The organism is Enterococcus sp. R12, assembly GCF_058135755.1.
This window is the reverse complement of sequence record NZ_CM176874.1, coordinates 728,910-742,101: the sequence shown is the minus strand read 5'-3', so window position 1 is coordinate 742,101 and position 13,192 is coordinate 728,910. Positions and strand designations below refer to the sequence as shown.

Genomic DNA, 13,192 nt, shown 5'->3' with positions numbered 1-13,192 from the left:
ATGTTGTAAAAGGACAATCTGTCCTTTCTTTTTCGATCATGCCAAGATATAAGCGAGGCTAAAACGTCCTCTTACACTGTGAGCACAAAAAAGGATCATGCATATAGAAAATCTAAAATCTCACGTGGCGCGTCTACCAAAGCATCTGGGTTTTCTTCAGAAAGCTTTTTCGGATCGTGGCTGCCCCACGTAACGGCGATCGTTTTGACACCCGCGGCTTTTCCCATCTGGATATCAAAAATAGCATCTCCTATCATGATCGTCTTTGTCGGGTCAAATTGATAGTGTGCCACGACTTTATTGATTCCTTCGGGATGAGGTTTGTAGTGGGTCACCGCATCAGAGCCGATGATTTCTTCAAAGAACGCCACAAGGTCCTGAGCAGCTAGGTTTCGTTTGACGACCGCTGTCTTCTTACTTGAAACGACGAAACAAGGTACCTTTCGTTTGTTTAAGATTTCTAAGACATGGGGAATTTCTGGAAATACTTTCAAGGTACTTTCTTCAAAGGTTTGGTAATAGGCTCGGAAAATCCGAATCAATTCCGCTGCGGTTTCTTGATCTAATGGCTGTTCAGACATTTTAAAAAATGATTCTTCGATCGGTATCCCCATATAATGTTCAATGACTACTTCACTGGGTACTTTGAGTCCCATCTCTTTAAAAGCTGCTTTTGTCGCCTTCACACTACATTCTTTTGAATCCAATAAAGTTCCATCTAAATCAAATAGCACACATTCAACCTGCTTCACGATATTTCCTCCTCCAAAAGGTATTCCATCAATTTTCTACAAATGCTTTTTTCATTTACGCAGTATTTCTTTCCATTACTGATTATCTCTATTTTATCACTAAAAAAAAGCATTATCATATTTTTTCATAACCTTCTTCATTTATTGCTAATATACTTATATAAAAAACGACTCGCTTTGAACACAGAGTCGTTTCTACAAGATAGGCAAATTTACCTGAAGGCCTATTTGTCAGACATAAAAAGTTAAACCCATTTTTAGCTTTTTTATTGCAAGATATATCCTTTGCCCCAAGCGGTACGGACGCGTTTTTCAGTATAGTCGTATTCATCTAATTTCTCATTGATTCGTTTCGCCAAAATCGATAGCTGCGATTTTCGGGAATTCGTGCCGCCGTTGCCCCAAATTTTCCAGCAAAGGTCCTCTCGGTTGATAAATTGCTCTTCTGCTAGATTATTGAAAAAGATCTGTTCTTGCAGACTAAGAAATTTAGGGAACGATTCCTTCGTTACTGATGCCTTTTCTAACTTGCGAGTATTTGGTGGCAAAGCCGCCAAAAATTCTCTCAACTCGACAAATGACCGATTAAGATAGGTCGCATTTTCCGCTTTTTCCAGTATCATTTCTTGTTCGTCATTCCCTGGCAAGATTCGAACGATCCGCTGTTGATAATAAGGAGCCAATGTCTGATTGAGCAATAAAAATTCTGGATCAGCAATTGTTTCACTGACAAATAAACAGTCAAATAACTTGGCGCTTTCTATCAACCATTCCTCCTCTTCGGTACTTCTGCCCACGAACACTTCATGGCTCAAAATCTGCAGCTCCCGCTGCAAATCAATCTCATATGATATATTTTTCGTCAATATGATAATTCTCATGATACACCCTACTTTCCTTTCTTATTTATTCAGAAATGAGTTGGAAATGATTTCTGAATACTTTATGTTGACATTATTACTTATTTTTATCAGCTTGAGGTGTCATTTTTTGTTCATAAATGGTGATCTGGTGTCATGTTTTAAAAAAATAGATTGACTTTCATTTCATGGTTCATACTCTTCGATAGCCAATAAAAAAGCAACCTGTTAGCCAGATTGCTTTCTTGTCCTCACTACTCCCACTTCAAATCCAACAGCTCCAGCATTTTATGGTAGGCGGTTTCGATCCGCTGGCGCTTTTCTTCAGGGACATTTTTGGCATATTGCCCATCTGGCAGATAATCTTCGGCAAGGTAAACTTGAAAATCAAAGGCCTGCAAGACGCCGTATTCTGGATCATAATAGGTACGATCAGGGATCGGTTCTTTGGAGACCCAAGTCGGATGCATGGCAATCTTGCTTAAATAGGTCCGCTGCCCTTCTTTGGAGATTTCAACTTCTGGGATGACGCCTCGTTCGGTCCAATAGTTGTTATTGACGGTTTCATAACGTTGATTCGACAATAAGTTTCCCATTGAATAAATGATAAATTTCTTTTCACCGTCCTTTTCGATGATTTCGGTTGGTTCTGCTACATGCGGATGGCCACCGAAGATAATATCAGCACCAAAATCGATCATCTTCCGATAAACAGTTTGTTGTTCTTCCGTTGGTTCTAAAGAATACTCGACACCAGACTGAGGCATCACGATGGTGATATCCGCCAAGCTTTCCGCTTCTTTGATCTCTGCTTCCACTTTATCTAACGACAAGTCTTTCAAATAGGTGTCATACTCTGCTTGAGTTAAGCTTTCTTCAAGGCCATTGAAGCCATAGGCATAGGCCAAGAGAGCAACTTTAATCCCGTTGACTTCTTTGACCAGGATTCCGCTATTGTCGACCGTGACACCAATCGTTGCCAAGCCTTGGTCGTGAAAAGCAGCCGCCGTTGTTTTGATTCCTTCGATCCCTGTATCTAAAATATGGTTATGGGCAAGATCAATCACATCAAAGCCCGCGTCTTTGATACTGGCAACAGCATCGATAGGGGCGTTGAATAAGGGAAAACCGCCAAGCGGTTTATTAAGATTGATGGTTCCTTCAAAATCACCTAAAGCAAGGTCCGCCGATGCAATCAGCGGTTTGACTTGCTCAAAATCATTGTCAAAATCATAACGCTTCCCATCGTAAGCGCTTAAATAAACAGGTGTATGATAAAGCATATCGCCACTAGCTGTCACTGTGATGGTTTTTACTGCTGGCTTTGTTTCGGTAGAACTACTCGTTTCTTGCATTGGCTTTGTTGCCTTTGTCGTTTCTGCTGTATGACGCTGTTCGGGGATGCTTGTCACTTGAATCACTAGATAAATCACTCCAAGTATGATTGCCAGCAACGCTGTACTTAACCCCACAATGATCTGCTGGTGTTTCTGACGCTCCCGTCTTCGTTGTTGTCTCATGCCCTCACCCTTTCACTCTGCTTTATCAAAAACCTATCTTCGTTTACGTTCTAACGAGGTTCCCTGCTCCCTTTCCTGCGACCCCCACTAAATAATATCTTTTCATTAAATAATTATACTATATTTGAGATTCCTTTAATAGGTCGTTTTGTAAAGAATAAAAAAACAGCCGATCGTGATCGAACTGTTTCTCCACTTCTATGGTAGCTGATTTCCGAATGCATCTTTCTTGTAGAACTGGACTAACCTCAAACGGCATAAATAGTATCATTAGTTAATTCTTCCGCTGTTAACAGTTCTGAGTAACATCGCTTGCGTTCGGATGAACAGCAGCAAATGATGAAGGCAAATGACTCCCCTTCGCACGCTTCTCTCAATAAAGACCAAAGAGTATCTGTTTTATCCTATAAGACTTACAGTATTTTCGAAAAAATTTATACAACAGCAGTACGTAAAATCTCTGCAAACCATTGATAAACTGTTTCCGGACATTCATGTTTTTCTAATTCTCGAAAAAAATCTTTGGATTCAATAAGGGTAATAAACTGAGTCATCGCATTTAGATGCTGCTTGCTGTCTAATGCAGAAAGGGTAAAGATATACTTTACAGGAATCGTTCCCAAGACATATACTTCAGATTCTAACGTTGTCAATCCCATGCCAAGTTTTTTTGCACCTGCTTCAGGAACCGTATGCGGTAAGGCAACTTGATCGAATATCACCATATAAGCGCCTTCTGATCTGGTTTGTTGAATGATCGAATCGATGTAATTTCTAGTGATGATCTTTCTTTCAATCAATGGATTGGCTGCGAGATAAAAGGCCTCTTCCCATGTTCTGGCTTTTTTGTTTAATTGTATCAATTCTGGACGCATCATATCCAACAGCATTGCAGGTTCTTTTGACTTTTTCTCTTTTTGAGACATGATAGATGCCGTTGGCGAGCAGGTCTCTTGTACAAATTTCTCTAAATGATGCCGCAGAGCTGACTCACTAGTAACTGTTGAATATTGTTGAATAACCTGCATCAAGCCGTCGATCGTCACAGTATTGGGCTTGATGCTTGTACTGGTTTCGAATTTGACATCTAAAAACAACTGGGTTCGTTCCTCGTAAGACATGATCGGGTTTACTACAAAAATCGGCTTTTTTAACGGATAAAGTTGAAAGTTGGGTTTTGTCGTAAAAATGATATCGTATGACTGATCAAATGAATGCAGTTCGCTTGTTTCAATCGGTCCCAATAAGATAAAAGAGGGAAAGATTTCCTTTAATTCATTGTAAATGATTGCTGAGCTTCCAATACCATTTGGGCAGACAACGACTCCCACTTTTTGTTGCACCATATATTCTTCAGAATTTCTGATCAAAAGCGCAAAGTGCATAGTTAAAAAGGCTACTTCTTCATCTGGAAGCTTTGAATCAAAGCTATCACTGATTGGTCTCAAGGTTTCTTTTACGATCTGATAAAGGTCATTATATTTTTCAAAAATTTTCTCCTGCATAGGGTTGATGATCGGTAATCGAAACAGCATTCGGAAATAGGTCGGTCGAAAATGACTATATAATTGCTTGATGACAGAGTGTTTATCCTTGAAACGAATACCTGAAAGCAATTCAAATCGCTCGACAATTCTTTCTACCAAGTCAATGATGACCAAATTTCCTTGAAGCCATTCCTTTTCATTCCCTAATGCCATTCCCAGTACCCACCCACAGAGATAGTTCTTTTCTATACTATTCATCACCCCTGCGTTTTCTAAAACTTCTTCAGCAAAGCGGTACTCCTTCATTTTTACTAACTCATGATCATTAGAAAAGGGCTTTAGATCAAATTCATTCAAGCCCATTCTTGGGTATAAAAAAATAAGGATATAGTTCAATTCAATCAACCTATTTTCAACTAACTCTATCGCATGTTTTTCTAAAAGAAGAGAAAGATAGGTATCCTGCTCATCCGCCAATTGTATTCGTTCGTTATGAATAAAGTAACGGTAAATAAAATCATCGTCCTTGCTAGTCACATCTTCCAAAATCATTCGAAATAAAGCGTAACGAATCATCAGTTCATCACCTGCTAAGTGATACCCCTCTTTTCTCGAGTAACTGATTGAAATATCGTACCCCTGCAATTCCGCTTGTAATTTGCGCAGATCACTCATAAAGGTTGTTTTGCCGATTTTTAACGCATCTAAAAAATGGTTGACCGACAGATAGTCTTTCTCGTAGTAAAAGAGCGTCAAAAAGATATATTTTCCTCGTTCTTTTGAACTCATCTCATAATACTTAAACATACGCTCACGTAAAAATGACTCCAACAAATATTCCTTGCTTTTTTCAGGCAGTCGGATCACACTTTCCTTATTCACGCTAAGTGGTAGTTTTTGGGCAGATAGAAACTGGTTGATTTTATCAATGGTATACTCTATTTGAGTGCGGTTCATAGAATAATTCCGCTGAAGATAATCGTAACTGATGGTCGGTTTTTCAATCAGAGCCATCATCATCTTTCTCGTCCTATAGTCAATTCTCACCATCAATGTTCCCCCATTTCTGCAGCCTACTGTTCTACTTTCAATGTAAATCCTTCCGCTTGTACATATTTTTGAAGCACTTGATCCACCTGCTGCTTTTCTTCTTTCGTAAGATCTAGAACAGGCAGTTTCGGTAACCCAACATCCTGTCCGATTGCCCGCAAACAGTATTTCAGCCCAGACGGAATCGTTGAGCATTTGCAGGCTTCTCTAAAATCATCAATACTTGCTTGTGCTTGCCGCGCTTGTTCTATGTTTCCAGCTACAAATTGTTCATAGATCGACACATCTGTTTTCGTCACAACATTTGCGGTTGAAGCCACAGAGCCATCTGCTCCTAACTGTAGCGCTTCTAAAATCTTAGAGTCGCTTCCCATCAGCAAAGAGAAATCCTCTCGATGATTTAATTCAAGATAGCCCTTAAAGTTTTCTAGATCACCGCTTGAATCTTTTATCCCAATGATCGAATCAATTTTGAGTAATTCCGAGAAAACATGACGATTGATGAAATTTCTAGTATTTGGCGGAATATTGTACAAAATGATTGGTAGTGTCGTTTGCTCAGCAATCACACGGTAATGATGAATCAGCTCTTCATCGGTATATTTCAAAAGATATGGTGTAATAATGGAAGCAGCATCAACGCCGATTTTTGCAAACGCATTTACTAACTCAATCACTTTATTCGTTGCGATATCTCCGGCACCTGCAAATACTGGTACTCTGCCCGATACTTCATCGACAACGATTTTTGCAAACTGGATTTTCTCTTCTTTGCTTAAGGTATGAAATTCGCCATTGGTTCCTAAAATAAACAACCCGTGGACACCACCAGCAATCAAATGCCTTACAAGCTTTCTAGTGCCCTCTTCATTGATGCCGTTCTCATTTAATGGTGTGACCATTGCTGGTATAATTCCTCTGATTTTCATTGCGTAAGCTCCTTTTTTGTCGTTGCTCCTAAGCTTCCCCCTGGATGCCATTTAAGGTAATCTTCTAAATTGATTTCTTTTGCTTCTTGCAGCAACACCGACAAAACCTGCAGCTGGATCATTTGGGCGATCACAGAGGAACGTGGCGGTTTATTCAATGAGTCCCCTTCTTGGGAAACATAAGAAGACAATGTGACTTCAGCACAGGAAGCTAGGGAAGAATCTTCATTTCCTGTTACCGCTAAAATTACAGCGCCATTGGCTTTTAAGGCAGCAAGTGCATATTCTAATTCTTTGGTGTTCCCACTATTACTTATCGCAATCACTACATCGCCAGCCACGACTTGTCCTGCCGATCCGTGCACAGTTTCGGTTGTGTCTAAAAAATAGGCTGGCGTACCGACAGAGGAGAAAAGTGAAGCTGCATAGCCTGCTACATAGGAACATTTTCCCACGCCTGTTACATGAACGCGCTTATGATTTTTTTCTGCATGGAGAATAAGTTCTTTGGCCTTCACCATCTGTTGATAGACTTCTTCTTCTTCAAGCCGATAAAATTGAGCATCGCTTTGGGCTTTTAAATTCGTACTATATGCAAACAAAACGTTTTTTTCATTCAATACAGATTTTCCTTTCTTATAGCAAGGAGAAATTGTATCCATCCTTCTCCTTGCTAATCATACTGTTTAACTAAATAGTTTTAAGATTTTGTCTAGTAAAATTCCGATAATATTGTAGTCGATTTGAGGAAATCCAGCGTCTGTGATGCCTAATTCAGAAAAAGCTGGGAAAAGCACCAAAGGCAATGCGGTCAGCAAAATACCGCCTAAGAAGGATGCGATGATCGCCCCTTTCAATCCGCCTCTTATTGAACCAAAGACACCCATGGTTCCACCCGAGAAAAAAGCAATCCCAGCTGCTGGCAAAAGCACAACGGGAGAACCCATAGCAGCCATGGCAAACGTCGCTGTTAACCCACCTATAAACGAGGTAATAAAACCGACAGGAACCATGGTTGGCGCATATTGGAAAAACACAGGAACATCTACTGCCGGCATTGATCCTGGGATATACTTTTCTGAGATCGCCACGAAGGCAGCCGTTAATTCAGCAATAAATTGACGCACGCCATAAATCAGTACAGACATCCCCGCAGCAAATTGCAACCCTTGAATCAACGGATATAAGAACCATAAGTCGTTGCCAGCCATTTCTTGAACGACATCCATATGACCACTTAAAACTGCTGCGATCGTTGCAATGTAGAAAAGAATAATCATGAAAAATGCAACAGAGAAGACAAAATCTCGGAATACGGAGAAGAAATCAGGAAGCTCGCGATTGGCTGCTTTCTCTTTCTTTGCTTGCCAATTTTTCCCTCCAATGACACTGCCGATGACACCTGAGAACCAGTAAAAAATCAAGTTAAAGTGACCTAGTGCAACCCCTGCATTACCTGTCAGCTCATCTGTATATTTCTGAGCCAATTTGGGCAGCCCTGCTCCTGCAAAACCTAGCACCAAAGAACCAAAGATAACTGTTACCCAAGTGGGCATACCATTCGAAATAAAAATCAACCCAATGACAGCAGCAAAGAAAAGATAATGCTGACCGGTTAAGAAAATTGATTTTAAAGGCGTCAATTTCGCAATAACTAATCCGAATATGAACCCTAAGCCCATAATCATTGATATTTCAAAACCATATACATCCATGGCTAACGCTGTAGCAGGCTCTACTGCCAGAACCGTCCCTTGAACACCAAATGCGGTCTGAAACAACGTGGCAAAATTTGCAGCAATCGTTCCTACATGACCACCACCAATATTAAAAATCATAAACCCAATGCCCACTTTGAGGACACCGCTCAGGGTCTCCTTCGCAGGCTTTCTTTGTGCAAGTAACCCAATCAAAGCCAAAATCATTAGCAACACAGCAGTATTTCTGAATTGGTTCATTACTAAAATTGCCATTCAATTTATTCCTCGCTCCATCAATTTATTTTGTTTGCATCGTTTCAAGAAATGTTTCTAGTTTTCCTTGGATCTCTTCTTTACTCATAATATTTTGAATGCCTATGACTTCATAAGGTTTGTTTTGAAAATCAGGTTCCGCTGCGATATCTGCCATACTCATAAAGGCATCGCCCGTAAAACCAATGAGGACGTCTAGGTTTCCATGAATCGTTTCAATGGGATAGCCGTTTTCTTCAATCACTGATTTTACTTTTATGTGAAGCAGCGTTGAACTCCCCATCCCCGCACGGCATGCAACCGCTATCAAATATTTCTTGCCATTACTTGTCTTAGGTTTTGCATCTGCTTGGATCGATGCATCATTTTTCTTTTTTTGAAAGAATCCCATCTTAACTCCTCGTTTCTTCTAATAGTTTTATAAATGCTTCTGGTGTCTGCACATTTGCTAAACGATCAATGATATTGTCCCTTGCTAAAACTTCTGCTAACTCACCCATCAGTTCCAAATGACTGGTCGGGTCTATCGCTGCCAAACAGAAAATGACTTTCACTGGATCATTGGGCGAACCAAATGAGATGGGGGTATTTAATGTCATCGCACTTAGTCCTAAACGACAAACCCCATCTTCTGATCGGGCATGGGCCAAAGCAAACCCAGGCATAAGCACGATATACGGCCCGGCATCTAAGACAGATTGAACCATCGCATCGACATACTGTTTTGTAACGCTGCCATTCTTCAATAACGGCTGGGCTGCTTTTTTGATTGCTTCTTGCCAACTGGTACTGTCTTGCTGAAGTAAAATGTTTTCTTTTGTTAATAATGTAGTTTGCAAACGACGATTTCCTTTCTAAAAAAATTTCTTTAGGTTTTAGTAAAGAATTTCTCGAGATCATTCCTATACACACACTATAAGTGAAAAGTTCTGGCCTGAATAGACGATTTGAGACCACATATTTGTACGCGCTTCCAGATTAAGTGAACTGCTCTTTTCAAAAAGACTAGGTATACTGGCTATTTTTTTTATTAGCCTCCAGTTTTTCTCAATAACCTTCTTGAGCAGTTCACAAAACTTATTCTCTCAAGGAAAAAGTGAACCAAAAATGGACAGATCTTTTGATTGCACCCACAATAAAAAAAGAAGCTCTTAAATAAACTAAGAACTTCTTAAAGCAAACAATCTATTCATGGCTAAGATCTACCGTTTCAATTGTATTTCTACCCGTAGGTATTTTCACACAAATTTTTACTTACAACTGCTATTTTCTACTTTGCTTCCTCATGCTTCACGGGACAACTGCTATGACAATCAGAACAATGATCCTTTTTCACCATGCGGTACACCACACGGGTGCCATAGCCAAAAATCAGGCCGCTTAGAATTATTGTAGCAATCATTTTTCGCCTCCTACGACTTGGATCAAGGGTACACTCCCTCGGAATGGTTTCTTCAACAGAGCAAATACCAATAGCCCAGCAATGAGGATTGCCGCGAAAACACCCAGCGTGAGGTGTCCGCCTTCAAAGATGACGTGCCCGAATTGGTAGACCAACAAGCTGGCGCAGTATGCCAAGCCGCATTGATAGCCAATGGCTAACCACGTCCACTTGCTGTCCCCCATTTCACGGTGGATCGCACCGATAGCAGCAAAACAAGGGGCACATAGTAAATTAAAGACGAGAAAAGAGTATGCCGCCACAGCAGTGTAATCGCCGCGCAACACTTGCCAAATCTCCGTCCCACTTTCTGACAACTCCCCAGTTTGTCCGTAGAGGATCCCAAAGGTGCCGATCACATTTTCTTTGGCGACCAGGCCAGTGATCGTCGCCACGGCGCCTCGCCAGGTTCCCCAGCCTAGGGGAGCAAAAAGCGGCGCCAAAAGTCGTCCGAAAAAGGCCAAAATGCTTTGGTCTCCTGTGACCCGCTGCAAGGCAAAGCTGTAGCTGGAGGTAAACCAGACAAAAATACAAGCCACAAAAATTATCGTACCGGCTTTTTTCACAAAAGCAATGGCTCGATCACAGGCACTTTTCAAAATCGTTGTGAGCTGCGGCAAGTGATACGCTGGCAGTTCCATAATAAATGGTGCCAGATCACCTGCAAATAAAGGCGTTTTTTTCAAGACGATCCCTGAAAAAATCACAGCACCCATGCCGACAAAATAGGCCGATGGGGCGACCCAACTATACTGAGGGAAAAAGGCTCCTGAAATCAATGCGATGATCGGCAATTTGGCAGAACATGGCATGAAGGTCGTGACCATCACCGTCAACCGACGATCCTTTTCATTTTCAATCGTTCGGCTTGCCATCACGCCGGGCACCCCGCAACCGGTAGCGATCAACATGGGGATAAACGACTTGCCAGATAGACCAAACTTGCGAAACAGGCGATCCATGACAAATGCCACCCGTGCCATGTATCCGCAGTCCTCCAAGATAGCCAAACAAAAAAACAGCACGAAGATCTGCGGCAAAAAGCCTAAGACCGCACCGACCCCTGCCACGATGCCGTCTAAAATCAGTTCTTGCAGCCACTGGGCGACTTGCAGCTGTTCTAGCCAGTGCGCTGCTGTTTCGGGAATCCAGCTGCCAAATAATACATCATTGACCCAATCAGTACCAATCGTACCAATCGTCTGAATCGATAAATAGTAGATTCCCCACATAATGAAGGCAAAAATCGGTAGTGCCAATACGCGATGGGTCAACACGCGATCGATTTTGTCGCTGAAGGCTAAGTGCTGATCTGTTTCCTTGATGACTGCCAGCGCCAACAATTCTTCAATGAAGCCATAGCGCTCATTGACGAGAATGGCGTCACTGCTGTCTTTAAAGATCAGCTCTAAAATCGAAATCGTCTCCTGAAGGACTGCCTGCTGGGAATCAGTCAGTTTACACATTGTTTGAATCGCTTCATCTTTTTCGAAGAGTTTTATGGCAAACCAGCGTTTTTGCTGCTGAGGGATCGTCTCTGGCAAAATCGCCATGATCTCGGTCAAGCCAGCTTCTAGACGAGCATCGTAGCGGGGAGGAAACGGTTGTGTATTGGCTACATGCTTCGCTGCCTCGATCATTTTGGTTAAGCCGCGTTGCTTCAAAGCACTGATGCCAAATACGGGAATCCCTAGACCGTAAGCTAGCTTTTCGAAATTGATCTGCAAGCCTTTTTTCTTTAATAGGTCGATCATGTTGATGGCTGCCACAGTCGGGACATTCATTTCTAATAATTGCAATGTTAGATACAGGTTGCGCTCCAGGTTGGTTCCATCGATAATATTGATCACCGCGTCCAATGATGCTTCCATCAAATAATTGCGAGAAATCAGTTCTTCTGGTGTGTACGGCGACAAGGAATAGATCCCTGGTAGATCTTGGATCAATACTTGTCGGTCTTTTCGCAGTCGCCCCGCTTTTCGTTCCACGGTAACGCCTGGCCAATTCCCCACTGTTTGTTTGGCACCGGTCAATTGATTGAAGGTACTCGTTTTCCCGCTATTGGGATTTCCTGCTAATGCAAAGTGATAGGTCATTACGCTTCGACTCCTTTTTCGACAAAAACTAACGCTGCTTCTTGCCTTCTCAAAGACAATTCATAGCCGCGGAGCCGAATCTCCATCGGATCACCCAAAGGAGCCAGCTTCACCACTTCCAAATGGACGTTTTTCGTAAGCCCCATATCCATCAATCGACGGCGCACCGCACCTTTGGCGGCGATCTGATTGACCTTCCCGCTTTCACCGACTTGCAGCTGATCCAAGGAGGTAATGATGGTTTGCTGCTGGGTTTCTGTGACATCGATTTGTTCCATGACCCGTTCATCTAAAGCGATCCGCGTCCCTTGGTGTAAAATGATGCCGCCTTTGCGATCTTTTTGTACCACAACGATTTCAACGCCCGTGCGAATACCAAGATCATTTAAATGAGCCGTGATTTCTTTGGTGGTTGCCAACGAGTCGATTTTGTATGTTCCAGAAGCCCGAGTTTGCGCCATTTTCATTGCTTCTTACTCCTTTTGTGAAGTGTTGTTATAATTAACCTACTTTAATTGAGAATGATTATCATTATAATAGAGCCATTTCCATAAGAAGTCAATCTGTTTCGGTCCTCACTTTGAATCTTCCTTCACAATAAGGATTTTTTTTACTCATTTTGATTGCATATCCCCTGTATTAATTACGCAAAAACCTTGTAATTCTAAGTATTTTCCGCTTTTTTCCCTTGCATAAAAAACACAGAAACACTATAAATTGTGTATGTCGAATTCACAAGCACAAGATATAGTGTTTTTTCGTTGACTTTCTCCGAGACTTATTTATACTAGGTTTATAACTATTACAACTCGGAGGAAACAATTATGAATATCAAACTATTTTCTAAAAACAACTGCATGCAATGTAAAATGGCGAAACGCTTTTTAAGTGAAAATCAGATTGCATTTGAAGAAATCAATATTGATAATGAGCCTGAAGCATTAGAATTTTTGAAAGAACAAGGATTCCAAAGTGTGCCAGTCATTACCTCTGATGCGCAAACGATCATCGGTTTCCGTCCAGATCAACTACGTCAATTAGCGAGCTAAGATTTTTCTCAATGTGATGCTTTTGAGGGATTTGT

At 41.4% G+C, this 13,192-nt stretch carries 13 protein-coding genes; 1 reads left to right on the top strand and 12 read right to left on the bottom strand.

Annotated features, from left to right (window positions below; all coding sequences use genetic code 11):
- Positions 1 to 95: 95 nt before the first annotated feature.
- The 12 genes from ACTW1R_RS03430 to ACTW1R_RS03375 all read right to left on the bottom strand — a co-directional run bounded on the left by ACTW1R_RS03430 (position 96) and on the right by ACTW1R_RS03375 (position 12,575).
- Positions 96 to 752, bottom strand: coding sequence for an HAD family hydrolase (locus ACTW1R_RS03430; protein WP_087626970.1), 657 nt, complete (start codon positions 750 to 752; stop codon positions 96 to 98).
- A 266-nt stretch (positions 753 to 1,018) separates the two neighbouring features.
- Positions 1,019 to 1,633 (bottom strand): hypothetical protein, encoded by a 615-nt coding sequence (locus ACTW1R_RS03425; protein ID WP_005225192.1) that lies wholly within the window; start codon positions 1,631 to 1,633, stop codon positions 1,019 to 1,021.
- Positions 1,634 to 1,866: 233 nt separating this feature from the next.
- Positions 1,867 to 3,132, bottom strand: a complete 1,266-nt coding sequence (locus ACTW1R_RS03420; RefSeq protein WP_489927404.1) for a CapA family protein — start codon at positions 3,130 to 3,132, stop codon at positions 1,867 to 1,869.
- 434 nt (positions 3,133 to 3,566) lie between these two features.
- A complete protein-coding gene (locus ACTW1R_RS03415) occupies positions 3,567 to 5,669 on the bottom strand; it encodes a BglG family transcription antiterminator (RefSeq protein ID WP_271813714.1) in 2,103 nt (700 codons plus the stop codon).
- Between the two features lie 23 nt (positions 5,670 to 5,692).
- Entirely contained in the window at positions 5,693 to 6,598 is a 906-nt protein-coding gene (dapA, locus tag ACTW1R_RS03410; protein ID WP_005225189.1) for a 4-hydroxy-tetrahydrodipicolinate synthase, read from the bottom strand.
- Positions 6,595 to 7,260 carry an SIS domain-containing protein gene (locus ACTW1R_RS03405; protein ID WP_016610458.1) on the bottom strand — a complete coding sequence of 222 codons (666 nt, stop codon included), beginning with the start codon at positions 7,258 to 7,260 and terminating at the stop codon, positions 6,595 to 6,597. Before ACTW1R_RS03405 ends, dapA begins: the two co-directional genes overlap by 4 nt.
- A 24-nt stretch (positions 7,261 to 7,284) precedes the next feature.
- Positions 7,285 to 8,571, bottom strand: coding sequence for a PTS ascorbate transporter subunit IIC (locus ACTW1R_RS03400; RefSeq protein ID WP_016610457.1), 1,287 nt, complete (start codon positions 8,569 to 8,571; stop codon positions 7,285 to 7,287).
- 25 nt (positions 8,572 to 8,596) lie between these two features.
- Entirely contained in the window at positions 8,597 to 8,962 is a 366-nt protein-coding gene (locus ACTW1R_RS03395; RefSeq protein ID WP_016610456.1) for a PTS sugar transporter subunit IIB, read from the bottom strand.
- 1 nt (position 8,963) lies between these two features.
- Positions 8,964 to 9,410 (bottom strand): PTS sugar transporter subunit IIA, encoded by a 447-nt coding sequence (locus ACTW1R_RS03390; RefSeq protein WP_271813712.1) that lies wholly within the window; start codon positions 9,408 to 9,410, stop codon positions 8,964 to 8,966.
- 431 nt (positions 9,411 to 9,841) lie between these two features.
- Positions 9,842 to 9,973: a hypothetical protein gene (locus ACTW1R_RS03385; RefSeq protein ID WP_010747544.1), complete on the bottom strand. Its 132-nt coding sequence runs from the start codon at positions 9,971 to 9,973 to the stop codon at positions 9,842 to 9,844.
- Positions 9,970 to 12,108 (bottom strand): ferrous iron transport protein B, encoded by a 2,139-nt coding sequence (gene feoB, locus ACTW1R_RS03380; protein ID WP_271813711.1) that lies wholly within the window; start codon positions 12,106 to 12,108, stop codon positions 9,970 to 9,972. Before feoB ends, ACTW1R_RS03385 begins: the two co-directional genes overlap by 4 nt.
- Positions 12,108 to 12,575 carry a FeoA family protein gene (locus ACTW1R_RS03375; protein WP_195961430.1) on the bottom strand — a complete coding sequence of 156 codons (468 nt, stop codon included), beginning with the start codon at positions 12,573 to 12,575 and terminating at the stop codon, positions 12,108 to 12,110. Before ACTW1R_RS03375 ends, feoB begins: the two co-directional genes overlap by 1 nt.
- Before the next feature lie 357 nt (positions 12,576 to 12,932).
- Here ACTW1R_RS03375 and nrdH point away from each other — a divergent pair, with 357 nt between their 5' ends.
- On the top strand, positions 12,933 to 13,157 hold the full coding sequence (gene nrdH / locus ACTW1R_RS03370; protein WP_005225182.1) for a glutaredoxin-like protein NrdH: 225 nt from the start codon (positions 12,933 to 12,935) through the stop codon (positions 13,155 to 13,157).
- Positions 13,158 to 13,192: the final 35 nt, after the last annotated feature.